The sequence below is a fragment of the Borreliella bavariensis PBi genome, assembly GCF_000196215.1.
Lineage (GTDB): Bacteria > Spirochaetota > Spirochaetia > Borreliales > Borreliaceae > Borreliella > Borreliella garinii.
The window spans coordinates 373,019-398,177 of record NC_006156.1; the positions used below are offsets into that span (position 1 = coordinate 373,019).

Consider the following 25,159-nt stretch of genomic DNA (forward strand, 5'->3'; position numbering starts at 1 on the left):
GAGATAGGGGGTATTATTAATGAAAAAACAAAATCCATGGATATCTTTAAGCGAAGAAGAAAAAAATCAAATTTTCAATTTTTCCGAAAGTTACAAAAAATTTATAAGTAAATTTAAAACAGAAAGAGAAGTTACATCCTATGCTCTAGATAAAGCAAAAAAAAGGGGGTTTATTGATGCTGAGGAGAAAAAAAATTTAATTCCAGGCGATAAAATTTTTTATACCTGTAGAGAAAAATCTGTTGCTTTTGCTATTATTGGCAAAAATCCTATTGAAAATGGAATGAATTTAATTGTTTCTCATACAGATTCCCCAAGACTTGATGCAAAGCCTTCCCCAATCTCTGAAGAAAACGAACTTGCATTTCTTAAAACCAATTATTATGGGGGAATAAAAAAGTACCAGTGGTTATCTACACCCCTTTCAATAAGAGGTGTGGTATTCTTAAAAAATGGAGAAAAAGTTGAAATCAATATTGGAGACAATGAAAACGATCCTGTATTTGTAATTCCCGACATTTTACCTCATCTTGATAAAAAAATACAAAGAAATAAAAAATCAGATGAAATTATTGAGGGAGAAAATCTAAAAATTTTAATTGGAAGCCTACCAATCGAATCAAAAGAACAAGATAAAGTTAAACTGGGAACTCTGCAACTAATAAAAGAAAAATACAAAATAGAAGAAGAAGATTTCGTATCATCAGAAATTGAAATAGTACCTGCAGGAACAGCAAAAGACGTTGGATTTGACAAAGCTTTAATTGGTGCTTACGGACAAGATGACAAAATATGCGCTTACGCTTCACTAGAAGCTATATTTGATCTTGAAGAGATTCCAAGCAAAACAGCTATTTGTTTTCTTGTAGATAAAGAAGAAATTGGCTCAACAGGCTCAACTGGATTAGATTCAAGATATCTTGAATATTTTGTTTCTGACATGATCTTTAAAATTAAAAAATCAGAATACAATAATCTTCAAGTCCAAAAAGCTTTATGGAATTCAAAAAGCATTTCTGCTGATGTTTGTGCAGCAATAAACCCAATATTTAACTCAGTTCATGACGCACAAAATGCTCCCAAACTTGGCTATGGCATACCTATAATGAAATATACAGGACATGGTGGGAAAGTTATGGCCAGCGATGCTGATGCCGAGCTTGTTTCTTATATTAGGCAATTATTAAATAAAAACAATATAGCCTGGCAAGTAGCAACACTTGGAAAAGTAGAAGAAGGGGGCGGAGGAACTGTTGCTAAATTCTTAGCTAGCTATGGAATAAGAACAATAGACATGGGACCTGCCGTTATAAGCATGCATTCTCCAATGGAAATAACTTCTAAATTTGATTTATACAATGCTTATTTAGCATACAAAGCTTTCTACAAGGAATAAATTGCTATGGCAGACATAGAAAAAACAAATAAAATAAAAGTAGCAGAGCATATTGTAGAATGCTTTGGAGGAATCAAAAATATTAAAAACATCAGCAAAGACATAACGAGAATAAAAATTTTAGTAGACAGCAATTCTTTAGTCAAAAGAGACGATTTAACAAAAAATGACAACATAATAGGAACTATTAAATCTAATGAACTTACAGAAATTGTAATGAATTTCGAAATAATAGAAGATGTTTATAATAAAATTTTATATATGATGAATGATCAAAAACAATAAAGCCTCTTTAAGAGGCTTTATTTCATTATCCAATATTCCTCATATAATCAATAACAGATTCAGCTCTCAGCTCTTTATTCAAAATTTTATATATAACACTTAACAAGCTATTAGGATTGAAATCGCGATTTAATTCTTTTAAAAGGGAAAAGATTGATTTAGCAGCAAAAACTCCCTCTGGCAAATATCCAATTTTTTCAATATTGTTTATCAAATCATCTATACTAAAAAAGCTTTCCAAAATATTTTTGCTAACAATTTCATTGCCAAATCGCCTATTCCTTCCAAACATGCTCCTACAAGTAACATCTAAATCGCCAGAACCAGACAAAAATAAAAAAGTTTCAACATTTTTTCCTCCAAGCTCAATTGCAATGTCTTTCATATTATTTAAGGATATTGAAAATAAAAATGATTCTGTATTATTCCCTATTAAATTAGGATAATTTAATTTATACGCATCTAAAATTCCAAATGCAATTGCAAACACATTTTTTAAAGCTGCTGCTATTTGCACCCCAAAAACATCGTTGCTATAAAACAAAGAAATTGATGTTTTACTAAATAAATTAATAAACAAATATGCATTTTCCCTGCTATTGCTAGCCGCAACAAGTCCTGTTATCACGCCAAGTCCAACTTCCTCAGCATGACTTGGCCCAACAATATAGGTAATTTCATCTTTATATCCTTTAATAACTTTCTCAGCAGCTTCAATAACTGTATGGGTTTTTCCATTAAAAGTAAGAAATCCTTTTGTAAGTATTGCTAATTTTGGCTTTAGCTCTAAAGAATCAAAAAATTGATCCAATTTTTTAAAAATATCAACAGTAAAAAGAGAAGGCGTTGAAATTAAAATATAATCAGACATCGATACAACTTCAAACAAATCTGAACTTGCAACCAAATTTTTTGGCAATTTAATTCCTTTTAAATATTTATCATTAACATTATCATTATTAATACCATTCTTAACATCTTCTTCAAAAGACCATAAAAAAATATTAAAATCAAATTTATCTGCCAAAGACTTTGCGATAGCTGTCCCCCAAGCCCCTGCTCCTATTACTGATATTTTCATAAATACTCCCTATAACCTTATAAAAACTCATATTTTATTGTTTTATCTAAATAGATTTTTATTTTACCAGAATTTTCAATTTTCTTAAAAAGAATTTCATCTATTAAAAGCTTTCCCACTTCTTTGAATATAAACTTTTTAATACTTTTTAATCCATAACCCTTTCCATAAATCTTTTCCCGAATATAATCAATAACACTTTTCTCAAAAAAAACATCAAATTTTCTATCTCTCAATATCCTAGCAAAACGATTAAGCTCATTAAAAACAATTTTTTCAAAATCCAACTCATCAATAGATTTAAATAAAAGAACATAATCTATTAACTCTAAAAATTCATTAGGAAATCTCTTCTCTAATATAAGATTAAAATCATTTTCCCCTGTCATTTTATTTTTAAAGCCAATACTATTAAGCTCATTACTCTCAGCATTAATACTTATTACTATTAAACTTTCTGATAAACTTGCCTTTTTCCCAAGACCATCAAAAAGCTTGCCTGTTTTAAATCCTTCCAAAAAAAAATCTAAAATCCTTTTATTACATTTATCAAAATCTGATAGAAAAATAATAGAATTAGAAGATTTGTTCAAAAAATTAAAAAATCTAGTAGATTCATAATACCCTTCATTACTTAAAACAGGTCCAAGCAACCTATCAAGAGAATTAAAATCGCCATACTCGCCCATATTAAGACTAAATTTTTGAATTCCAAGCTCTTCTGATAAAATATCCGTCAATTTGCATTTTCCCGCTCCAGAAGGACCAATAAAGGCAAATATGCCAATAGTACTTCTGTTGGCAAGTAAATTAAATTTTAATAGTTTTATATTTAGTATCAAATCAAATACTAAACTATCATGTATAATAAGTTCTTTTTTTATTCTATTCTCTAAATTAATTAACAACTCACTATCATACTCTTCAAAATTAAAAATATTAGAGCCAACAACAGACTTAATCAGGTCACAAACATCATCTTTTGTTATGACTCTTCTTCTGTTTTCAAGCTTAAACTTAGAACCTAGTTCATCTAAAATATCAAAAGCTTTGTCTGGAAGAAATCTATCTTTAATATATTTTTGAGACATAATAATGCAGGCTCTTATTGCTTCGTCTGTATATTCCACATTATGATATCTCTCATAATCTTTCTTAATCTCCTGCAAAATATTATAAGTGTCGTCAAAATCAGGCTCTTTGAGCTCTATACTCTGAAACCTCCTCATTAAAGCCTTATCTTTTAAAAAAAATTTTCTATATTCATATTCTGTGGTAGCTCCAATAAATTTGATTTTTCCTAAAGTCAAAATAGGCTTCAATAAATTAGAAATATCCATACTACCAAATGAAGTAGCGCCCGCCCCTACTATCATATGGATCTCATCAATAAAAAGCATAACTTTTTTTCTTGAGTTTAAAAAATCTAAAACCCTATTAATCCTACTCTCAAGATCTCCCCTATATTTAGTACCCGAAATAAGCCTACCAATATCAAGAGAATAGATTTCATATCCTATTAAATCCCTTGGGACATTCTCTATTTTTATTTTATATGCAAGACCTTGGATTAACACTGTTTTTCCAACGCCAGGCTCTCCAAATAAAATAGGGTTACTTTTATGCTTCCTAAGTATTACCTGGATTAACCGAGATAATTCTCGCTTTCTACCAATTAAAGGATTGTGCTTTAAATCCAAAGCATCAATAATGTTTGTTAAAAAATTGCCGATAGAGTCATTCTTTTCTAAGAAAGTATTATTTTGATTCAACTTATCACGATTATCATTAAAAATATTAAAGCCTCCTTTACTTTTTGGCACATTGTTGTGAATATATTCTGCAATTAATTCAATATCATAACCTGAATCGGATTTAGTATTTACAGCCAAATAATCATGAACTTCAATAAGTTTGTCAAAAATAGTTAAATTAAAGCCTGAGTTAATTAACGCATCTAAAATGCTATTTTTTCTTTTTTTGACAAGCACCCACAATAAATCTTTTTCTTGTATTTTATAAGGCTTTTTATAAACAAAAAGAACACTGATTATGTCGTCATACAAATAATCCATACTAGAAACATAATCGGGAATATAATTGTCTCTTAAGGGAAGTTTACTAAAAAATTCTTCTAGCTGTTTATTAAGCTTATAAAAGTCAATTGTACAAAAATTAAGCAGTTCTTTAATTTTATCACTTTTAATCAACCCATAAAAAATGTGCTCTTCTGTAAAAACAAGATGCTTAGACTTTATGAAAAACAAAAACGTGTTAAAAAACAAACAATTTAAAGCTCTTCTGTCATACATTCAAAATTAACTATAAAACAATTCGTAAAAATTTTTTCTTACCTACTCGTAATTCAATTTCATTGTTATTAAAATCCTCTCTAGTAATACAATGGTTCTGATTTTCTACCCTTTTGCCATTGATATACACCCCCCCAGAATTAATCAATCTTCTACCCTCTGACTTGCTAGGCACAATTTTTGAATCAAGCATTAAATCAATCAACAATATCTCTTCTTCTAAGCCAGAAAAGCTAAATTTAAAAAATGGAATATTACTTCTATCTCCACTACCCCTAAATGCAGCAAAGGATGCTTCTTGAACTTTCAAGGCTTCCACTTCTCCATGAACAATTTTAGTTATCTCAAAAGCTAAAATCTCTTTAGCCTTATTTAAAGAATTTCCCTTAAAATTTGAAATTGATTCGATCTCATCTTCTTCTAAAAAAGTAAAAAGGTATAAAAAAGTTTTCACATCAGAATCTGAAGTATTTCTAAAATACTGATAAAAATCATAAATACTGTAAAGACTAGAATCAAGATAAACAGCACCTTTTTCTGATTTGCCCATCTTTTTCCCATCACTTCTTGTAATTAATGGAAACGTAAGTCCAAAAGCTTCTACTCCCATTTTTCTTCTAATCAAGTCAACACCCGATACAATATTCCCCCATTGATCATCTCCACCAATTTGAAGTTTACAATTTTTAATTTTATTAAGCATATAATAATCATAAGACTGCAAAAGCTGATAATTAAACTCAATAAATGAAAGTCCAAAATCTAGTCTTCTTTTATAAGTTTCAAAGCTTAACATACGATTAACAGAAAAATGAATGCCAATATCTCTTAAAAATTCAATATAATTAAGATTATCTAACCAATTTGAATTATGAATAAAACAGCTTGAACTAAACCTCGTTATTTTTTGAAGTTGATTTTTTATTGACAAAGCATTATTATTAATCACTTCTGAAGACAAAATCTTTCTCATCTCGCTTTTTCCGGAAGGATCGCCTATTTTTGTTGTAGAATCTCCAATCAAAACAATTGGCATATGACCATGTTGTCTAAGATGCATCATAGCCAAAAAAGGAATCAAATGACCAATATGAAGAGAACTAGATGTTGTATCAACTCCTGCATAAAAAACTATTTTTTCTCTATCCATTAAATCACTTAAAACTTTTAAAGATGTGCATTGCTTTAAAAATCCGCGCTTATATAAAAGGTTTAAAGCAAGATTCACTTATTAAAATCCTCTTTGTAATTTAAAATCTCTGTTTTAATGTATGAATATAAATCATTAATAAAAATTCTTTTCTGAGTCATATTATTTCTTTCTCTAACGGTAACTGTTTCATCCTCAATAGTGCTGTAGTCTACTGTTACACAATAAGGGGTTCCTATTTCATCTTGACGTCTATACCTTTTGCCTATTGTTCCACTATCATCGTAGAATATATGAAAATCATCACAAAGCTCTATATAAATCCTTCTAGCAATCTCAACAAGCTCAACTTTTTTAACAAGAGGAAATATAGCAATTTTATAAGGAGCCAACTTAGGGTGTAATCGCAAAACAATACGCTTATCTCCATCTGAGAGTTCTTCTTCAGAATAAGCGTTGCAAAGGGTCATTAAAACAGATCTTGTAAGTCCAGCAGAAGTTTCAATAACATGAGGCACATATCTCTCTTTTGTTAACAAATCATGATACTCAAATATTTTAGGATTGTTAGAAAATTTAGAATGCTGAGTTAAATCATAATTGCCTCTATTGTGAATACCTTCTACTTCCTGAAATCCAAACGGAAATTCATACTCAATATCAAATGCAGATTTTGCATAATGAGCAAGTTGTGTTGAATCATGAGCTTTAAATCTTAATTTATCGGGTCTAATTTTAAGAGTTTCTATAAAAAAATTCATTCTATTTTGTTGCCAATAACAAAACCATTCATCTATTTGCTTGGGATGAACAAAAAACTGCATTTCCATTTGCTCAAACTCACAAGTTCTAAATATAAAATTTTTAGTAACTATCTCATTCCTAAACGCTTTACCTACTTGAGCAATTCCAAAAGGAATCTTAAGCCTTGAAGAATCCAAAACATTCCTAAAATTAACAAAAATTCCTTGTGCTGTCTCGGGTCTTAAATAAATCTCACTAGAGCTATCCTCAACTACTCCAATATGGGTCTTAAACATTAAATTAAAACTTCTCGGAGAAGTAAAATTGTTTCCAACTTTACAATTTGGACAATTTTTTGACAAATCAATAAAATCGGCTCTAAATCTACTTTTACAATCTTTGCAATCAACCATAGAGTCTGAAAAACCATCAATATGACCAGATGCTCTCCAAATTTCAGGTCGCATAAAAATAGCACTATCTAAACCTACAATATTTTCATGTAAGTACACCATGCTCTTCCACCACTCGCTTTTTATATTTTTTTTAAGCTCAACCCCCAAAGGACCATAATCCCAAGCTCCCGAAAGACCTCCATAAACCTCTGAAGACTGAAATACAAAACCTTTTCTTTTAGCAAGAGAAATAATATCTTCCATTCTAACCATAAAAATATCCTTAATAGTTATTCATTTATTCTTAAAAATTCCTGTGCCAATTTTATTCTTTTAAAAACCTTAGACTTACCTATCAATTTTAAAGAATCAAAAAGCGGCGGAGAGACTTTGCTGCCAAGTGCTGCAATTCTAATAGGAAGAAGAATTTCTCCCAATTTAAAACCATTGTTTTCAGCAAAATCATAAAAAATTTTATCATTTTCCTCTGATGATCTTTTTTCAAATCCTTCTAAAATAGGCTTTGTTAATTCTAAAATATAACAAACCTCTTTAGCTGTTTTTTTTCTATTTAAAAACTCATCTAAATTCCAAGATTTAATGTCCTCATAAAAAAATTTGGTCATATTTAAAGCATCACTTAGTTTTTTAATTCTATTCTTTATAAGAGGGATTAATAATTTTAATTTTTGACTCTCTTCTAAAGTAATAAGCTCGGAAACATACCCTTTTTTTTGAAAAAAAGGGAGTAAAAGATTATATAAATCTTCATCTTTTTTTTCTTTAATATAGTAACTATTGAAAAAATCTAACTTATGATAATCAAAAATTGCAGAAGATTTATTGATCTTTTCAATTGAAAAAAATTGCTCAAGGTCATTTTTTGAAAAAAATTCTCTCTTATCATCGTAAGACCAACCAAGCAAAGTAACATAATTAATAATAGCTTCCGGAAGATATCCATCTTCAATAAACTGCCTTAAAGCTGTTGATCCATGTCTTTTGCTTAATTTTTGACCATCATTTCCCATAACCATTGGAAGATGACAATAAATAGGCGACTTCCATTCAAAAGCCTTATAAAGAAGTATGTGCAATGGGCCTGAAGAAACCCATTCTTGAGACCTTAATACATGGGTAATTTTCATTAAATAATCATCAACAACATTCGCAAGATGGTAAGTCGGCAATCCATCTGACTTGAGAATTACAGGATCAGGACTAATGTCTTTATTCGACCATGTAATCTTTCCAAGCAAAATATCATCAAAGCTGGTCTCTCCTTCTAAAGGAATTTTAAATCTAACAACAGGGTTGATTTTTTTAATTAGTGCATTCTCAACTTCATCATCACTTAAATTTCTACAATGCCTATCATATCCAGGTGGCATCTTATTAATATTTTGAATTTTCTTAATTCTTTCCAACCTTTCAGGACTGCAATAGCAATAATAAGCATGTCCAGATTCAATTAAATATTTAGCATATTTTTTATATATTGCACTTCTTTGAGACTGAACATAAGGTGCATAATCACCCCCTACAATAGGACCTTCATCAAAAGAAATACCAAGCCATTTAAGGCTTGAATAAAGATCATTTTCAGCTTCTGGAAAATATCTGCTCTGATCTGTATCCTCAATTCTAAGTAAAAATTTACCCCCACAAGACTTTGCAAAAAAATAATTAAACAAAGCCGTTCTAATCCCGCCAATATGTTGCAAGCCCGTTGGAGAAGGCGCATAACGAACTCTTATACTCAAAACACAACTCCTTCAATAAAAAACATCTTTTTTAGAAAAATCATAAATATAATAAAAAACAACAAAAAATAAATTTGAACTAAGTAGCTTTGTATGCTTAGAATCTATCCTATTTTTAAATTTATAATATCGATCTCTAATCTCAATTTTCCTACTTTCAAGCAAATCAAAAGACATACTCGATTTTCGCAACAAATAATAGAAATAAATAGTAAAAATATCATTTTTTAAAAAAAACTTATCTAAAAAATTTACTAACTCTTTTAGCTTTAAATGCTCTTCAAATGACAACATACTAAGAGCCTCGCAATATTTCACCCACTTATTTCTACTCCACTTGTAATTCAAAATTAAACTAGAAGCCTTTTCTTTTTCCCTAAAGCTAATGAGAACAGAATAAAGCTCTATTATTGTCTTATGCCTTAATCTATTATCTTTTAAATAAAAATAAAGCTCATCAAGGCTTTTTTTATCTTGTTTTATTAAAATAAACCTAAGAAGAATAGATATTTCAAAAACACTTTTAAGCTTTTTGCGAACCATTTTAAGCTTTAAAAAAGTAAATGTATCTTCCATCCCATTTAAAATAAAATACAATCTTGAAGAAAAATGTTGAGAGTAAATAATATTAAAAACAATCACTAGTAAAAAATAAATTACAATAAACTGGTAATTAAATAAAATGAAGCTTAAGTTCATTTGAAATCTTAAAATTGCCAGAAAATAAATAAATAATCCAAGAAATATAATATTAAAGCCTAAGCGTATTTTTTCTACCATAAAAATCTCTTCAAAAAAAGCTTAATTCAAAAATTGAGATATAATAAGTACATTATACTAATAGATAGACAATTAATAAATAATATGATATACATGGTTAATAGAGCTTAATTTCAAGGGAATAAATGCAAAATTTTGAAAGCATTATCAAAAATATAAAAAATTCATCGTATTTAATAGACAAGGAATTCTTGGTTTGGCCTGAGAATGCATTTATTGGAGACAAAAACATTGAGCTTATTGAAAAATGGAAGCTAAAATCATACATTAAAGAAAGAACAAATTTTTTTAGCGATGATTCTGTTAAAAGAGAATATGAAGAAATACACAAAAAATTCAACGAAGAGGCTATTTCTAGTTACCATGTAATAATAAGCAATTTAGAAGAAATTTATGAAAATTGCAAAAGAAATAAAAAAATTTACTACCAAGACATTATGCCTACTGTAAAAAAAGTAATAGAATTTTATAAAAAACAGAAAAAAATTTTTATTAAATATTTTAGAATTCCTAAGCTTTCTGCGAACTATCACATTATTCATTCAGTAAATACAGCTATCTTAACAGTAGCCCTTGGCAATGAAATGGGACTAAATAACTACAAAACAGTAGAGCTTTGTAGTATTGCTCTTTTACATAAAATAGGATTTCTATTTATCCCCTCAAAAATCAGCGAAAAAAAAGAAACATTAACTGATAAAGAACTAGAAATAATACAAAAATATCCCATAATTAGTTATAAAGTAGCTTCAACAAGCAATTTGTCACGATCAATATGTTTGACGCTTTTAACACATAAAGAAAATCTAGACGGAACAGGTTATCCTAAAGGACTAACAAGTGAAAATATAAGCATAGAGTCAAATATAATAGGCGCTGCTAGCGCCTATTCTGCTATCATTTTAGATAAGGCATACAAAAAATCTTTTAATTCTGGGGCATCTATTATTGAATTAATTAAAGATGCTGACAAAAAATTTGACAAAAGAGTTTTAAAGTTAATAATCAATGCAATATCTTCTTGCCCTTTAGACTTTATTGTAGAGCTTAATGACAATTCTATAGCCAAAATAGTAGATATAGATGATTCGAACCCAAATCTCCCATACGTAAACTACATAATAAAAAATGGAAAAGTTGTAGACAAAAATGAGCCTAGCGTTCAGTCTATACCAAACACAAACACAGGAATAAAAAAAATACTCAATCAAGATGAAATAGAATTAATTAAAAATAAACATTCTTTAGCAGATAGTATATAAGATACTTAAAAGGAGAAAAAACATGATTTTAATCATATCAGCTATGCAAGAAGAAGCAGAAGAAATAAACAAAATGATTGATGACAGAGAAGAAGTCTTATTAAACCACTACTTAGAAAATAAAAAAATTTATAAAGGAAAAATTTTAGGAAAAGATGTAATATCTTTAACTACAGGAATTGGAAAGGTTAACGCAGCGACTTGGAGCAATCAAATTATATCTAAATACAAAATTACTCATATAATAAACTCTGGAAGTTCTGGTGGAATAAAAGAAAACTCTAATCTTAAAATATTAGATATCATAGTGTCCTCAGAAACAGCATACTATGACTTTGACCTAACCAAGTTTGGACATAAAATAGGACAAGTCCCTAATTTGCCACAAAAGTTTAAAGCGGATGAAGAGCTATTAAAAAAAGTGGTAAATATTGTTGAGAATAAGCTTTTAAACATTGATATCCATATTGGCTTAATACTAACAGGTGATCGATTTGTTGATAATGAAAAAAGTCTTGAGACAATTAAAAAAAATTTCAAAGATGCTTTAGCTGTAGATATGGAAGGGGCTGCAATAGCTCAAGTGGCATACATATTCAAAATACCATTTATAATAATTCGTTCAATTTCTGATTTACCAAACAATAAAGACAACCATATAGACTTTAATAAATTTTTAAAAACATCATCAATAAATTCAAGCAAAATGACAAAGGAACTTATTAGGCTAATATGAATAAAATACTAGCAGCTAACCAAACTTTAACTTCTGAGGCTGTATCTGAAGGACATCCAGATAAAATTGCAGATCAAATCTCTGATGCAATCCTTGATGAAATACTAAAAGTAGATAAAAATGCAAAAGTAGCTTGCGAAGTCATAATTACACAAAATTTAGTAGTAATAGCAGGAGAAATAAATAGTCCTGTTAAAAAAACCTTAGATATAAAAGAAATTGCTAAAAAAATCATTAAAGATATAGGCTATACAAATATTGATTATGGGCTTGATTACAAAACAATAACGGTAATAGACGCCATTGGCAATCAGTCGCAGGACATTATAAACGCAATTAAAAAAAAAGGATCTAATGCTCTTGGAGCAGGTGATCAGGGAATAATATTTGGATATGCTTGCGATGAAACAAAAAATTTTTTACCTGCTCCTTATGAACTTGCCAATTCAATTTTAAAAAAAGCTAGCAATCTTAGAAAATCAGGAGCAATAGAATGGTTGAGACCCGACTCAAAATCTCAAGTTACTATAGAATACGATAAAAACAGAAGGCCTGTAAAAATCAAAAATATTATAGTCTCTCACCAACATCATCCAAATATCTCCCAAAAACTAATAAGAGAACCAATAATTGAAGAAATTATTAAGCCCACCATTCAAGACAAGTCAATAATTGATGAAAATACTACTTATTGTATTAATCCTTCTGGAAATTTTGTAATTGGAGGACCTACCGGAGACACAGGTCTTACAGGAAGAAAAATTATTGCCGATAGCTATGGAGGATTTGCAAGGCATGGAGGAGGAGCATATAGCGGCAAAGATGCCACAAAAGTAGACAGATCAGCCGCCTACATGGCAAGATATATAGCAAAAAATATGGTGGCAGCCGGCATTTCTAAAGAATTCGAACTACAACTTGCATATGCAATTGGAATTGAAAATCCAATATCTATTCAAATAACTTCAGGAATCAATGATCCCAAATATGCAAATAAAATATTAAATTTCATTGTCAATAACTTCGATTTAACTCCCAACGGTATAATTGAAAAATTAAAACTAAAACAACCCATATATCTTAAAACTTGTACGTATGGTCAGTTGGGAAAGAATGAATTTGAATGGGAAAAATTAGATTTTGTAAAAAAAATACAAACGGTGCTAAAAAAATGAAAAAAATAACAAGCTTTACAATAGATCATACAAAATTAAACCCCGGCATATATGTCTCAAGAAAAGACACCTTTGAAAATGTAATATTTACTACAATAGACATTAGAATCAAAGCTCCCAACATTGAACCAATAATTGAAAACGCAGCAATACATACAATAGAGCATATAGGAGCTACTTTACTTAGAAATAATGAAGTTTGGACCGAAAAAATAGTATATTTTGGTCCCATGGGGTGCAGAACTGGTTTTTATTTAATAATTTTTGGAAACTATGAAAGCAAAGATCTTATTGACTTAATATCATGGCTTTTTTCCGAAATTGTGAACTTTTCAGAGCCCATTCCAGGCGCAAGCCATAAAGAATGCGGGAATTACAAAGATCATAACCTTGATATGGCTAAATATGAATCTTCTAAATACTTACAAATATTAAACAATATTAAAGAAGAAAATTTAAAATATCCCTAGTTCATAAAATTTACAAAATAGAAAGTATCTCGCTGTCATTTTTTGTTGCTACGTCAAGCTGAAAAATAAAGCCTAAAGTTATTTTATGCATTTGATTTAAAAGTAAAAGTTTGTTATAAAAAATTGGAGAAATTGTATATTCCAAAAAAATAAAATCTATATTAATTCTAGCTCCAATGTCTACTCCCAAAACAATATTATCAAATAATACCGAACCACGTGAATCTCTAAAATAAACTTTTGCACCAATGTATGAAAATTTTAAACCTGCAAAAAAGATTAAACTAAACATTGGGGTATAAGGTAAAAAGAAATAATTACCATACATTCTCATCGAGGCTGAAACATCTTTTACTATGAAATAATTTAGAGAGTGCTTCAAATATGCTTGATTGTCCAACATAAACATAATCTCTTTGGTGTAAAGAGTATGGCTTGGCAAAAATTTAATATCTAAATTAAATTCTCCACCAAATGCAAAATTTTGAGAAACATTAATACCAAGTCCGCTGAAAAATTGATACTTAAGTCTTTCATAGAAGAATAAATCTTGAGTAAAATTATCAACACCAACCCCAATTCCATTGTATACATTAAGATAACCAGGAATTCCTGAATAAAGCCTTAATGCATTAAGCATTAAAAAAAAATAAAAAAAGCTTCTTCTCATAAAGAATCCTTTTTGGCAAAATAAAATTAAATATTCATACTTATTTGTATAGACAACTCTTTAAATTTTTCAACTTCAAGATTAATTTTATTGCCTCTCTTAAAACCAAAACCATCATTTTTAAATCTTGGGATTACATGGAAATGGGTATGGAAAATCTCTTGCCCTGCACCAGCCCCTAAGGAAGAGTAAATATTTATTCCACCATAAATGCTTGAATTCATTCTCTTTAAAGCATTCGAAATTTTTTTACACACTCTTAAAACTCTCTCGTTAAATTTATCATCCATATTCAATAAATTCTCACTATGTTCTTTAGGAATAACAAGAGTATGCCCAACAGTTAAAGGATTAACATCTAAAAATGCTAAAACTAAATCGTCTTCATAAACTTTATAACTAGGAAGCTCTTTGTTTACTATTTTACAAAAAATGCAATCATACATTAAAAACACCCCATTAGAAAAAAGTAACAATTAACATATTTAAATGGGATTTAAACAGCATAACTAACCAAAACCCATTTTGCTATATTAAAATAAGCTATCAAAGTAATAGCATCTGCAATAGTAGTGATCAAAGGACCTGCCATAAGTGCTGGATCTAGCTTGAAAATTTTAGCAACAATGGGTAAAAGACCCCCCAATATCTTTGCTACTGTCAAGCTTACCATTAAGCAAGCTGAAACTACAAATGCTATTTTCAGTTTATCAGCATGATGCGGAGCTACAAAAAATATAATTCTTAAAAAATTAACACTAGCAAGAATTACTCCTACTAGAATACTAACACATATTTCCTTTAAAAAAACTTTAAAAAAATCTTTTACCTTAACAGTGCCAAGAGCAAGCTCACGAATTATTAAAGCAGATGCCTGAGAACCAGCATTACCTGAGGTATCCATTAAAAGGGGAATAAAACTAGCCAAAACCACTAAAGATAACATTAAATTTTGATAATTTAAAATGATTGTCGCTGTAAAAGTAGAAGATACCATAAGAACCAAAAGCCAAATTATCCTATTTTTTGTCATAACTAAAATAGAAGTATCAAGATAAGATGTATCTAAAGGTTTAACAGCCGCGATCATTTGAAAATCTTCAGTATTTACAGATTGAATAACCTCTAAAATATCATCAATAATAATAACACCTATCATTCTCCCTTCATTGTCAACAACAGGAACACTAGTAATATCATATTTTTGAAAAAGAAGTGCAACATCTTCTTTCTCATCATTAACCCCCACAATATAAAATCCACTACTTCTCATTATTGATGACAGGATGACATCATCTTTAGCTAATATTAAATCTTCAATTTTTATAACTCCTTTTAAATGCTTTTCATCATCTGTAATATAATAAGTGTAAATATCTTCTTTGGTTTTAGCTACCCTTCTAATATAGTCAAGAGATTCACCAACGGTGAAATCTTCTTTAAGTTCAACATACTCAATTGTTACAATCGACCCCGCAGAATCATCACTGTAAGACAAAAATTTATTAATAATTTCTCTATTCTCTTCTGTAGAACTTGCTAAAAATCTCTGAACAACATTTGCAGGAACCTCTTCTAAAAGATCAATAACGTCATCAAGATTAAGTTCATCAATCATTTCACTTATTTCTTTATTTGTAAAAGAATTTGCTAATTTATTTTTTGTAGATTGGTCAAAATTAGAAAAAGTTTCAACTGCTATTTTTTTGGGCAAAAATCTGTAGAGTAAAATCAATTCAGATCCATTAAGTCTTTTAAGAGCCTCAGCAATATCAAAGGAATCGTGCTTTAAAAATTTTTCTTTAATTTTAGAATAACTCCTTTCCTTAAGAAAAATTCTCAATTCATCAATATCTATCATTAAAAGGCCTCCAAAAATTTAAATTTTACAAGACATTTAATGAATCCAATTCATCAAAGCTTATCTAACAACATAGAACATCTTCCCGAAGGAATAGGAAGGGTTTTCTCTTTTTTATTTAATATGTTTATTGTAAAATAATAAAGTTTTTCAGATTCCATTTTTATTTCCCAACCTCTTTTTCCTTTATTACAAATTATTGTAGTTTGATTCTTTTTAAGAGATAAGCTTTCTATCCCCATAATCTCAAGAGTGGGTATGTTCCAATATACAGTTTTATCGGGCAAACTAATTGTAAGTCCAATAATATTTTCTATCATTAAACTAATGCTAAAAAGAGCAAGATAGCAAATAAGGTCTTTCTCAGTATAAGTTTTTTTATTGGAATCAAAATATGCAGGTCCTTCTTGCATGGGCTTATAAGCTTCCCAAATATGCCCTTTGATTTTATTAAATGGCATTAAAGTGTCTAATATATAATATAAATGTCTTATAGTAAATTCTCTTGCAATATTTGCACGACCACAATATTCAAGGCCTTTGATCACAAAAAAATTCATATAGGTATAAACTGATCCATGATATCCATTGCCATCCTCACTAAAACCCGGCTCACTAACAGAAAGAGTTGGAAAAGGATTTGGAGTTCCAAAATGATTAGTGCTTTTTAAATAAAAAATCATTCTTTCTATTCTGTCCTCACTAGGAATCTCGGAAAGCATTGGAAAAAACCCTACTATTGTCTTGATTTCAAGAATATTTTCATTAACATCAAGATCATAATAAAATCCATCTTTTTCACTCCACATTAAAGAATTAATTTTGACCTTAAGAGAAAAAAATCGTTTTTTGTATTCAAGTGATAAATTTTTATCATTTAAAATATCCGCTAATTTAGAAATACAATATGCACTATGAACTTGTAATGAATTAAAATCTATGGGATAGTATGCACCCACCCTTGGAGAGTTTTTATAAAAAATTTTATTTACATCAATTGAATAAAGACCATTTTCCTTTAAAAATTTGCTCTCTATCCACTTATAATACTTATCAAGAATTGGCAAAACTTCAGAAATTCTCTTTTTATTTCCTGTTTTATGATATAAATTATATTCAGCCCATGCAAAAATAGGAAATCCAATATTCTCTTCATTCTCATCAAGATCAATAATAGCATTGTCATTGTCATATCTAGCTCTGATTGCACCAGATTCTTCCTGTAGTTGATAAAATTTATCAATGGCAGATGTAGATGAATATTCCCCATTACTATAAACAAGAAAAAAGCTTGCCATACAAGCTTGCATCTGATCTATATAATTACAATTCTCCGAATAATAATTTTTATCTTTTTTACCCTTATCAGCAACTTTTTGTAAAATAACCTTATCTTGAATCCAAGATAAACTTTTATTATAAATATCAATAAAGTCTTGATCATAATAGTAAATTTTAGGAAACATTTTTTTATTCAATGCAAAATCCTCTAAAACAATAGAAATCTACTTCTATTTATTATAACACAATAAATACAACATAATTAAAAAATTAAAAACTAGAAAATTAAAATCTTTTTATCTGAAAAGTCTATAACTTTAATATTTGTTTTATAAAAATTTCATATCCTTCATGATTATAAGGAACAATAATCTCTTCATTAACTATTTTTCTTTCAATAACTTTTATGTATTCAAATTTATTCGCATTAGATAAGCCAACAACACCATCTCTTAATCCCATTTGAATAATTTTCCCACCTTCCCAAGTATTATTATTTTTAAGATATTCGCTAGTAACCAAATATAATGCATCGCCAACGTTTTTTATAACAGAAGTAATAAAATTCCTAGGAGCAAGATGAGACTGATCTTGATCAGCTCCAATAACATAGTAACCATCACCAAGTTCTTTTGCTGCCTCAATAACACCAATTCCTGCTAAACCAGCTGCAAAATGAATTATATCTATACCTTTAGCATACATTTTATTAGCTATGGCTCTACCAATATTAACATCAGAAAAAGAATTGGAATATTCACTTACAATCTCTATGCCTTTATCAGCATACTTTGCACCAGCTTCATAGCCATAACGAAATGCATCTACTATATCACCCTTCACTCCCCCTATAAAACCTATTTTCCCAGAAACGCTTTTTTTAGCTGCAATATAGCCAGCTAAAAAAGCACCTTGTTCTATTCTAAAAACAACACCAATCAAATTTTTAGGAATCTGAACATCATCGCTATAAACAGGATCTATTATTCCATAGCTAATTTTTGGATTCTCTAATGAAACCGATAAAGAAGCGTCCGTAAGCATATACCCTACAAGCCAAATCAAGTCTGAACCATTCATTTTTAAATTATCAAGATCTGAAACATAACTAGAATAAACCCCAGAGGCAGCACTAGAAAAAACTTTTTCAATATTTTCTGGAAAATCTTCTTCTAAGCGCAATAAAGCCCTATTGGCACTAGAATTAAAAGATTTGTCATCAAGAACACCATCTACCAACATAGATATCTTAATTTTACTTGAGCCAGATTCTATTTCATTCCCAGCGAAGCAAGAAGTCAACAAAATTCCGAGTATAAAAATTACAATCCTCATATAGAACGCTTCTCCATTTCCATCATTTAAACAAAACCAATGTGTTTTTTAGCCTTAAAAACAAAACATATAAATTGATCCTTTATTTAAAGGAATTCATTCTTTAATAAATTTTTCATAACTTTCTTTATTATATGGAACAATAATTTCTTGATTGATTATTTTGCTAGAAAGATTATCAATTTCTTTTTCAAGTTCAAACGGAATCATTTTGGGATTTTTTATAAATCCTACAACTCCTTCTTTAAGACCATAATTTATTAACCTTCCACCTTCGAAAGTATTAGTTTTTAAATAGTTAGATGTAAAAATATTTAAAGATCTCCCAACATCTTTAGTTGCAGATGTGATTATATTATTCGGAGCAAGATATGATTGATCCCCATCAACTCCAATAATATAATGCCCAGAACCAAGTTCTTTTGCAACCTCAATAGCCCCAATTCCCCCAAGACCTGCAGCATGATGAATAATATCTATCCCATCAGAATACATTTTAGTTGCAACACTTCTACCAGCTTCAAGGTCAGCAAAACTACCAATATAATAAGCAGATATCTTTATATCTTTATTGGCATACTTAGCACCAGCCTCATACCCATACCTGAAAGCATCTACTATTTCACCCTCTATTCCCCCTAAAAATCCAATTTTACCGGTTTTAGAAACTTTTGCAGCAATATAGCCTGTTAAAAACGCACCTTCTTGAGATCTAAAAGTCATGCCTACTAAATTTGCAGGAATAGGTTCGTCAGAATAAACAGGATCAATAATTGCATATTTAATCTCGGGATTCTGCAAAGAAACAGACTTGGCTACATCACTAAATTTATACCCAATAAGCCAAATTAAATTTGAACCCGTATCTTTAAGCCCTTCAAGATCAGATAAATAAGAATTTGTTGAAGATTCTTTTAAAACAGGCTCAATCTTAAATTCCTCTTTAACTTTTTTTATACCATTTAAAGCACTCTCATTAAAAGATTTATCATCAAAAGTTCCATCAATTATTAAAGATACCTTGGGAATTTCACTCTCAAGACTACCCTTACCACTACAAGATAAAAAAATAATACATTCAAACAAAATTAACAATAATAATTTATTCATAAATTGTCCCCCTTTCTAAATGAAGTTATACCTAAGTAGTTTATAACTTTGATTTAAATAAATCAAATGCATATTCACTATCAGAAACAATAATTTCTTCATTAACTATTTTTCTTTCAATGACTTTTATGTATTCAAATTTATTCACATTAGATAAGCCAACAACACCATTTCTTAATCCCATTTAAATAATTTTTCCACCTTCCCAAGTATTATTATTTTTATTATATTCGCTAGCAACCAAATATAATACATCTACTATACCACCCTTAACTCCCCCTATAAAACCTATTTTCTCAGAAACACTTTTTTTAGCTTGCAATATAGCCAGCTAAAAAAGAGCCTTGCTCTATTCTAAAAACAAAACCAATCAAATTTTTTAAGAATCCGAACATTATCACTATAAACAGGATCTATTATTCCATAGCTAATTTTTGGATTCTCTAATGAAACCGATAAAGAAGCGTCCGTAAGCATATACCCTACAAGCCAAATCAAGTCTGAACCATTCATTTTTAAATTATCAAAATCTGAAACATAACTAGAATAAACACCAAAGGTAGCACTAGAAAAAACTTTTTCAATATTTTATGAAAAATCTTTTTCCAAACGCAATAAAGCCCTATTGGCACTAGAATTAAAAGATTTATCATCAAGAACACCATTTACCAACATAGATGTCTTAATTTTACTTGAGCCAGATTCTATTTCATTCCCACTGAAGCAAGAAGTCAATAAAATGCCGAATATAAAAATTACAATCCTAATATAGAACGCTTCTCCATTTCCATCATTTAAACAAAACTAATATGTTTTTTATACTGAAAAATAAAACATATAAATTGATTCTTTATTTAAATAAATTCATTCTTTAAGAAATTTTTCATAACTTTCTTTATTATATGGAACAATAATTTCTTGATTGATTATTTTACTAGAAAGATTATCAATTTCTTTTTCAAGTTCAAACGGAATCATCTTGGGATTTTTTACAAATCCTACAACTCCTTCTTTAAGGCCATAATTTATTAACCTTCCACCTTCGAAAGTATTAGTTTTTAAATAGTTAGATGTAAAAATATTTAAAGATCTCCCAACATCTTTAGTTGCAGATGTGATTATATTATTCGGAGCAAGATATGATTGATCCTCATCAACTCCAATAATATAATGCCCAGAACCAAGTTCTTTTGCAACCTCAATAGCCCCAATTCCTCCAAGACTTGCAGCATGATGAATAATATCTATCCCATCCGAATACATTTTAGTTGCAACACTTCTACCGGCTTCAACGTCATTAAAACTACCAATATAATGAGCAGATATCTTTATATCTTTATTGGCATACTTAGCACCAGCCTCATACCCATACCTGAAAGCATCTACTATTTCACCCTCTATTCCCCCTAAAAATCCAATTTTACCGGTTTTAGAAACTTTTGCAGCAATATAGCCTGTTAAAAACGCACCTTCTTGAGCTCTAAAAGTCATACCTACTAAATTTGTAGGAATAGGTTCCTCAGAATAAACAGGATCAATAATTGCATATTTAATCTCGGGATTCTGCAAAGAAACAGCCTTGGCTACATCACTAAATCTATATCCAATAAGCCAAATTAAATTTGAACCCGCATCTTTAAGCCCTTCAAGATCAGATAAATAAGAATTTGTTGAAGATTCTTTTAAAACAAGCTCAATCTTAAATTCCTCTTTAACTTTTTTTATGCCATTTAAAGCACTCTCATTAAAAGATTTATCATCAAAAGTTCCATTAACTATTACAGATACCTTGGGAATTCCACTCTCAAGACTACCCTTACCACTACAAGATAAGAAAATAATACATTCAAACAAAATTAACAATAATAATTTATTCATAAACTATTCCCCTTTCTAAATAAAGTTATACCTAAGTAGTTTATAACTTTGATTTAAACAAATCAAATGCATATTCACTATCAGGAACAATAATTTCTCCACTTATTATTTTATTTTCTAGCTCAACAACTTCATTAACTAACCTATTATTTAAAACATCAGGATCCTTAACAATTTCTATTACTCCTTCTTTTAACCCTCGATCAATAACAACTCCACCTTTAAAAACTCCATTTTTAATATAATCTGATGAAACAGAATAAATAACCTTGCCAATATCCTTAAGTACTGAAGTAATAACATTTTGAGGTGCAATATATGATTGATCTTGATTTAAACCAATAACATAATATTTGGGCCCAAGTTCCTTAGCAGCGTCATAAACTCCAAGACCAGTTATACCTGCTATTGGGAAAATAACACCTACTTTATCCTCTTTATACATAAACCGAGCCATTTCTTTGCCTTTCTCTTTATCAAAAAGAGAGGGTGCTTTTTTTGAAACTAATCTTAATTTAGGATTAGCATAAAAAATTCCAGCCTTAAAACCAAACTTAAAATCATTCAAATACTCACTTTCAGGACCTGTTAAAAATCCAATCTTTTCCTTTCTACTCATCTTGGCAGCAATATACCCAGCTAAAAATGCAGCCTCTTCATTTCTGAACTTAATAGCCAAGGAATTCTTAGGAACTTGAATATCACCATAATCAAAAGCATCTATAATCCCATAATAAATATCTGGCCGTTCATAAGAAAGCTTAACCGATAAACTGGAAAATTGGTATCCAGCCAACCAGAAAAGATTTAAAGGATTTTTTTGTACCTCATAAGCATCCTCTGCCATTGCCTCATTAACAGTAAGAAGTCTTTTACCCTCAATGGGGTAAGGCCTCAAAGATTTAGTTATAAGTTTTATTCCAAAATCATCTTTAAGCTTTACAACGCCATCATAAACACTTTGATTATAGCCTTTATCATAAAAGCTACCATTAGCCAAAACACCTATAATAACTTTGTCAGATTTAACAGACTTTTTATTAGATTTAAAACAAGCCAATACTAATAAAGATAAAGCAATAAAAACAAACCTTTTAAACAAAATTAATCCTCCCCTTGCAAAATTTATTTAAAAAATTTAGAATTTTTTAAAAATTAAAATATTAACTTTATTTTACTAACAAGTAATACTCTTTATTTATAAAACAAAAATCTCAATAAACCTTTTAAAAATAAAAAATACTTTTAGCATTAATAAAAACATGGTGATAAGAAAAATTATTTTTCCTACATCACCATAATATCTAAATTTAAACCCTTTTGCAAGATTAATCTAAATTAAACTTACAACAATTAAAAAACTCTTTAAAATCTCTTCAAAAAACTAAAAACATTTTTTAAAGGCCAACTCCATAAAAATCAAGTTAATTTGCTATTTGCAAAACAAAGTTATCATAAGATGCCTTGTCATAAGGCACTTTTATTATACCCTCCATTATACTTTGCCCAATTTCCAATGATTTATTATAAATTTCAGAATAATTTGATTTTAAGTTTTCATTTAAAACTAAACCAAGTCCATCTTCTTTAAGCCCAAAAAATATGTTTTTCCCCCCATCCCAAATTCCAGTTTCTAAATACTTTTTTGTTAAACTATACATTAATGAATCAACTTTCTTTACAGCAGAAACAAGAACGTTATTAGGAGCAAGATATGATTGATCTTGATCGACTCCAATAATATAATGATCGGGCCCCAGTTCTTTTGCGGCCTCAATCACCCCTATACCAGAAAGTCCTGCAGCTGCAAATACAATATCAACCCCATCACGATACATATTAGATGCTGTTGAGCGACCAAGTCCGAAATCCCCAAATGTGCCGACATATTGAGAGATCACTTTAATAGTAGAATTTGCATACTTAGCACCAGCTTCGTATCCATACATAAAAGATTCTAAAACTTTTCCCTTCACTCCTCCAATAAATCCAATCTTACCCGTTTTAGAAGTCTTTGAAGCAAAATATCCAGCTAAAAAAGCCACCTCTTCGGATCTAAAACTAATATTAAGAAGATTTTTGGGCATTTGAATTTCATTATAAACACCCTCCATAATTGCATAATTAATAGAAATATTTTCGCTGGCTCTTTGCAAAAGAACATCAGACAATCTAAATCCAATTCCCCAAATCAAATTTGAATTACCATCTTCCAGAGTCGCAATATCTCCTAAATGAGAATTACCCGTAGATGCTTTTTCAATTATATTAATATTAAAATCTGTTTTTAATTTTCTTATCGCCTTAGAAGAACTTTCATTAAATCCTTTATCATCAAAAGCGCCATCAACTATAAGCGAAACTGTTTTTGACTCTAACTTAACATCATCAGAACCAGAACAAGCAATAATAAATAAAAAAACAATAAAGCAATAAACTTTATTTAACACAAAATACCCCCTTACTTTTAATAAAATAAATATAAAAAAAATAATCCTTAGTGATACCACAATATATAAACAAAAAAAAGACACCTTAAAGGGTGTCTTTTTTACCATCTATAATGAGTAAAAGCTTTATTTGCCTCAGCCATTCTATGAGTATCTTCTTTCTTCTTAAAAGCAGCTCCAGTAGAATTATATGCATTTAAAAGTTCGTTTGACAACTTTTCCTTCATGGATCTACCACTAGACTTTCTAGCAGCAAAAATAATCCACTTCATAGCTAAAGCCTCTCTTCTCTCTTCTCTAACTTCAACAGGAACTTGATATGTAGCGCCACCTACTCGCCTACTTCTTACTTCTACTAATGGCTTAATATTATCTAAAGCTTTATAAAAAACAGCCATCTTATCACTATCTTCAAGCTTATCAGCAAGCAAATCAATCGAACTATAAAGTATACTCTCACTTATTGATTTTTTTCCATCATACATCATTCTGTTTGCAAACTTTGCAACAATTCTAGAATTATATCTGGTATCAATGAAAATTTTCTTTTTGATTTTTTTATTTTTTCTTGACATATTTAATATTAATCCACCTTTCAGTTAAGCTTTAGGTTTTTTTGTCCCATACTTAGATCTACCCTTTTTCCTATTATTAACACCAAGAGTATCCTTGGCTCCTCTAACAATATGGTATCTTACTCCAGGCAAATCTTTAACTCGACCACCTCTAATAAGAACCACAGAATGTTCTTGCAAATTATGGCCAATTCCTGGAATATATGCTGTTACTTCAAATCCATTTGAAAGTCTAACACGCGCTACTTTTCTTAAAGCTGAATTAGGCTTTTTAGGAGTTACAGTCATTACACGCGTACAAATTCCTCTTCTTTGAGGACAATTTTGAAGCGCAGGAGATGCGGTCTTCTCCGTTTGACTTTTTCTAGGCTTTCTAATTAACTGATTAATTGTAGGCATTTATCAACGCTCTCCTTTTAGAAATTATTAATAAAATGGTAGCAAATATAT

27 protein-coding genes are annotated in these 25,159 nt (G+C 29.5%); 6 read left to right on the plus strand and 21 right to left on the minus strand.

What is annotated here, in order from left to right; translation table 11 throughout:
* The first annotated feature begins 19 nt into the window (after window positions 1-19).
* Together BG_RS01775 and BG_RS01780 are read left to right on the plus strand one after the other, a co-directional pair.
* On the plus strand, window positions 20-1,396 hold the full coding sequence (locus tag BG_RS01775) for an aminopeptidase (RefSeq protein WP_011193692.1): 1,377 nt from the start codon (window positions 20-22) through the stop codon (window positions 1,394-1,396).
* 6 nt (window positions 1,397-1,402) lie between these two features.
* Window positions 1,403-1,681, plus strand: a complete 279-nt coding sequence (locus tag BG_RS01780; protein ID WP_011193693.1) for a PTS sugar transporter subunit IIB — start codon at window positions 1,403-1,405, stop codon at window positions 1,679-1,681.
* Between the two features lie 25 nt (window positions 1,682-1,706).
* Here the strand turns inward: BG_RS01780 and BG_RS01785 are convergent, their stop codons facing one another.
* The 6 genes from BG_RS01785 to BG_RS01810 are packed head-to-tail and all read right to left on the minus strand — an operon-like array spanning window position 1,707 to window position 9,906.
* A complete protein-coding gene (locus BG_RS01785; RefSeq protein WP_011193694.1) occupies window positions 1,707-2,762 on the minus strand; it encodes an NAD(P)H-dependent glycerol-3-phosphate dehydrogenase in 1,056 nt (351 codons plus the stop codon).
* A gap of 17 nt (window positions 2,763-2,779) precedes the next feature.
* A complete protein-coding gene (locus BG_RS01790) occupies window positions 2,780-5,074 on the minus strand; it encodes an AAA family ATPase (protein WP_044007882.1) in 2,295 nt (764 codons plus the stop codon).
* Between the two features lie 10 nt (window positions 5,075-5,084).
* A complete protein-coding gene (gene tyrS, locus BG_RS01795) occupies window positions 5,085-6,302 on the minus strand; it encodes a tyrosine--tRNA ligase (RefSeq protein ID WP_011193696.1) in 1,218 nt (405 codons plus the stop codon).
* Complete coding sequence (locus tag BG_RS01800; RefSeq protein WP_011193697.1) at window positions 6,299-7,636, minus strand: glycine--tRNA ligase; 1,338 nt, start codon at window positions 7,634-7,636, stop codon at window positions 6,299-6,301. Before BG_RS01800 ends, tyrS begins: the two co-directional genes overlap by 4 nt.
* A gap of 17 nt (window positions 7,637-7,653) precedes the next feature.
* Complete coding sequence (gene gltX / locus BG_RS01805) at window positions 7,654-9,126, minus strand: glutamate--tRNA ligase (protein WP_011193698.1); 1,473 nt, start codon at window positions 9,124-9,126, stop codon at window positions 7,654-7,656.
* A 12-nt stretch (window positions 9,127-9,138) separates the two neighbouring features.
* Window positions 9,139-9,906 (minus strand): hypothetical protein, encoded by a 768-nt coding sequence (locus BG_RS01810; protein ID WP_011193699.1) that lies wholly within the window; start codon window positions 9,904-9,906, stop codon window positions 9,139-9,141.
* Window positions 9,907-10,031: 125 nt separating this feature from the next.
* On the opposite strand from BG_RS01810, the gene pdeB reads away from it, so the two are divergent.
* From pdeB to BG_RS01830, 4 genes are read left to right on the plus strand one after another with little or no spacing between them, the layout of a single operon-like run.
* Window positions 10,032-11,168, plus strand: coding sequence for a cyclic di-GMP phosphodiesterase PdeB (gene pdeB, locus BG_RS01815; protein WP_011193700.1), 1,137 nt, complete (start codon window positions 10,032-10,034; stop codon window positions 11,166-11,168).
* A 22-nt stretch (window positions 11,169-11,190) separates the two neighbouring features.
* A complete protein-coding gene (locus tag BG_RS01820) occupies window positions 11,191-11,904 on the plus strand; it encodes a 5'-methylthioadenosine/adenosylhomocysteine nucleosidase (RefSeq protein WP_011193701.1) in 714 nt (237 codons plus the stop codon).
* Complete coding sequence (metK, locus tag BG_RS01825) at window positions 11,901-13,079, plus strand: methionine adenosyltransferase (RefSeq protein WP_011193702.1); 1,179 nt, start codon at window positions 11,901-11,903, stop codon at window positions 13,077-13,079. The genes BG_RS01820 and metK overlap by 4 nt, the downstream gene beginning before the upstream one ends.
* Window positions 13,076-13,549 carry an S-ribosylhomocysteine lyase gene (locus BG_RS01830; RefSeq protein WP_011193703.1) on the plus strand — a complete coding sequence of 158 codons (474 nt, stop codon included), beginning with the start codon at window positions 13,076-13,078 and terminating at the stop codon, window positions 13,547-13,549. Before metK ends, BG_RS01830 begins: the two co-directional genes overlap by 4 nt.
* A 10-nt stretch (window positions 13,550-13,559) precedes the next feature.
* On the opposite strand, the gene BG_RS01835 is transcribed toward BG_RS01830, so the two are convergent.
* From BG_RS01835 to rpsL, 15 genes are all read right to left on the minus strand, one after another.
* Window positions 13,560-14,219, minus strand: a complete 660-nt coding sequence (locus tag BG_RS01835) for a hypothetical protein (RefSeq protein WP_011193704.1) — start codon at window positions 14,217-14,219, stop codon at window positions 13,560-13,562.
* Window positions 14,220-14,245: 26 nt separating this feature from the next.
* A complete protein-coding gene (locus BG_RS01840) occupies window positions 14,246-14,665 on the minus strand; it encodes an HIT family protein (RefSeq protein ID WP_011193705.1) in 420 nt (139 codons plus the stop codon).
* 50 nt (window positions 14,666-14,715) lie between these two features.
* The gene (gene mgtE / locus BG_RS01845) at window positions 14,716-16,080 is read right to left on the minus strand and encodes a magnesium transporter (RefSeq protein WP_011193706.1); all 1,365 of its coding nucleotides are present in this window, start codon (window positions 16,078-16,080) and stop codon (window positions 14,716-14,718) included.
* A gap of 53 nt (window positions 16,081-16,133) precedes the next feature.
* Complete coding sequence (locus BG_RS01850) at window positions 16,134-17,558, minus strand: MGH1-like glycoside hydrolase domain-containing protein (RefSeq protein WP_011193707.1); 1,425 nt, start codon at window positions 17,556-17,558, stop codon at window positions 16,134-16,136.
* Between the two features lie 112 nt (window positions 17,559-17,670).
* Window positions 17,671-18,696 carry a nucleoside ABC transporter substrate-binding protein BmpB gene (gene bmpB / locus BG_RS01855; protein ID WP_011193708.1) on the minus strand — a complete coding sequence of 342 codons (1,026 nt, stop codon included), beginning with the start codon at window positions 18,694-18,696 and terminating at the stop codon, window positions 17,671-17,673.
* A gap of 96 nt (window positions 18,697-18,792) precedes the next feature.
* Window positions 18,793-19,806: a nucleoside ABC transporter substrate-binding protein BmpA gene (gene bmpA, locus BG_RS01860; protein WP_011193709.1), complete on the minus strand. Its 1,014-nt coding sequence runs from the start codon at window positions 19,804-19,806 to the stop codon at window positions 18,793-18,795.
* 40 nt (window positions 19,807-19,846) lie between these two features.
* Entirely contained in the window at window positions 19,847-19,990 is a 144-nt protein-coding gene (locus BG_RS04920) for a BMP family ABC transporter substrate-binding protein (RefSeq protein ID WP_269976827.1), read from the minus strand.
* Window positions 19,991-20,128 carry a hypothetical protein gene (locus BG_RS04925; RefSeq protein ID WP_269976828.1) on the minus strand — a complete coding sequence of 46 codons (138 nt, stop codon included), beginning with the start codon at window positions 20,126-20,128 and terminating at the stop codon, window positions 19,991-19,993.
* A 32-nt stretch (window positions 20,129-20,160) separates the two neighbouring features.
* A complete protein-coding gene (locus BG_RS04930; RefSeq protein ID WP_275540919.1) occupies window positions 20,161-20,391 on the minus strand; it encodes a BMP family ABC transporter substrate-binding protein in 231 nt (76 codons plus the stop codon).
* Between the two features lie 3 nt (window positions 20,392-20,394).
* The gene (locus BG_RS04935) at window positions 20,395-20,541 is read right to left on the minus strand and encodes a hypothetical protein (protein WP_269976829.1); all 147 of its coding nucleotides are present in this window, start codon (window positions 20,539-20,541) and stop codon (window positions 20,395-20,397) included.
* A 129-nt stretch (window positions 20,542-20,670) separates the two neighbouring features.
* The gene (gene bmpA, locus BG_RS01870; RefSeq protein ID WP_011193710.1) at window positions 20,671-21,684 is read right to left on the minus strand and encodes a nucleoside ABC transporter substrate-binding protein BmpA; all 1,014 of its coding nucleotides are present in this window, start codon (window positions 21,682-21,684) and stop codon (window positions 20,671-20,673) included.
* 40 nt (window positions 21,685-21,724) lie between these two features.
* Window positions 21,725-22,786: a nucleoside ABC transporter substrate-binding protein BmpC gene (bmpC, locus tag BG_RS01875; protein ID WP_011193711.1), complete on the minus strand. Its 1,062-nt coding sequence runs from the start codon at window positions 22,784-22,786 to the stop codon at window positions 21,725-21,727.
* Between the two features lie 322 nt (window positions 22,787-23,108).
* Window positions 23,109-24,134 (minus strand): nucleoside ABC transporter substrate-binding protein BmpD, encoded by a 1,026-nt coding sequence (bmpD, locus tag BG_RS01880; RefSeq protein WP_011193712.1) that lies wholly within the window; start codon window positions 24,132-24,134, stop codon window positions 23,109-23,111.
* Between the two features lie 101 nt (window positions 24,135-24,235).
* Entirely contained in the window at window positions 24,236-24,709 is a 474-nt protein-coding gene (rpsG, locus tag BG_RS01885; protein WP_011193713.1) for a 30S ribosomal protein S7, read from the minus strand.
* Between the two features lie 24 nt (window positions 24,710-24,733).
* Complete coding sequence (gene rpsL / locus BG_RS01890; RefSeq protein ID WP_002656492.1) at window positions 24,734-25,108, minus strand: 30S ribosomal protein S12; 375 nt, start codon at window positions 25,106-25,108, stop codon at window positions 24,734-24,736.
* Window positions 25,109-25,159: the final 51 nt, after the last annotated feature.

Excerpts from the sequence above, each read along its gene's own strand:
- BG_RS01775 (WP_011193692.1), top strand. The coding sequence starts at position 20 with ATGAAAAAACAAAATCCATGGATATCTTTAAGCGAAGAAGAAAAAAAT.
- BG_RS01780 (WP_011193693.1), top strand. The coding sequence starts at position 1,403 with ATGGCAGACATAGAAAAAACAAATAAAATAAAAGTAGCAGAGCATATT.
- BG_RS01785 (WP_011193694.1), bottom strand. The coding sequence starts at position 2,762 with ATGAAAATATCAGTAATAGGAGCAGGGGCTTGGGGGACAGCTATCGCA.
- BG_RS01790 (WP_044007882.1), bottom strand. The coding sequence starts at position 5,074 with ATGTATGACAGAAGAGCTTTAAATTGTTTGTTTTTTAACACGTTTTTG.
- BG_RS01800 (WP_011193697.1), bottom strand. The coding sequence starts at position 7,636 with ATGGTTAGAATGGAAGATATTATTTCTCTTGCTAAAAGAAAAGGTTTT.
- BG_RS01810 (WP_011193699.1), bottom strand. The coding sequence starts at position 9,906 with ATGGTAGAAAAAATACGCTTAGGCTTTAATATTATATTTCTTGGATTA.
- pdeB (WP_011193700.1), top strand. The coding sequence starts at position 10,032 with ATGCAAAATTTTGAAAGCATTATCAAAAATATAAAAAATTCATCGTAT.
- BG_RS01820 (WP_011193701.1), top strand. The coding sequence starts at position 11,191 with ATGATTTTAATCATATCAGCTATGCAAGAAGAAGCAGAAGAAATAAAC.
- metK (WP_011193702.1), top strand. The coding sequence starts at position 11,901 with ATGAATAAAATACTAGCAGCTAACCAAACTTTAACTTCTGAGGCTGTA.
- BG_RS01830 (WP_011193703.1), top strand. The coding sequence starts at position 13,076 with ATGAAAAAAATAACAAGCTTTACAATAGATCATACAAAATTAAACCCC.
- BG_RS01835 (WP_011193704.1), bottom strand. The coding sequence starts at position 14,219 with ATGAGAAGAAGCTTTTTTTATTTTTTTTTAATGCTTAATGCATTAAGG.
- BG_RS01840 (WP_011193705.1), bottom strand. The coding sequence starts at position 14,665 with ATGTATGATTGCATTTTTTGTAAAATAGTAAACAAAGAGCTTCCTAGT.
- mgtE (WP_011193706.1), bottom strand. The coding sequence starts at position 16,080 with ATGATAGATATTGATGAATTGAGAATTTTTCTTAAGGAAAGGAGTTAT.
- bmpB (WP_011193708.1), bottom strand. The coding sequence starts at position 18,696 with ATGAGGATTGTAATTTTTATACTCGGAATTTTGTTGACTTCTTGCTTC.
- bmpA (WP_011193709.1), bottom strand. The coding sequence starts at position 19,806 with ATGAATAAATTATTATTGTTAATTTTGTTTGAATGTATTATTTTTTTA.
- BG_RS04920 (WP_269976827.1), bottom strand. The coding sequence starts at position 19,990 with ATGGGATTAAGAAATGGTGTTGTTGGCTTATCTAATGTGAATAAATTT.
- bmpA (WP_011193710.1), bottom strand. The coding sequence starts at position 21,684 with ATGAATAAATTATTATTGTTAATTTTGTTTGAATGTATTATTTTCTTA.
- rpsG (WP_011193713.1), bottom strand. The coding sequence starts at position 24,709 with ATGTCAAGAAAAAATAAAAAAATCAAAAAGAAAATTTTCATTGATACC.
- rpsL (WP_002656492.1), bottom strand. The coding sequence starts at position 25,108 with ATGCCTACAATTAATCAGTTAATTAGAAAGCCTAGAAAAAGTCAAACG.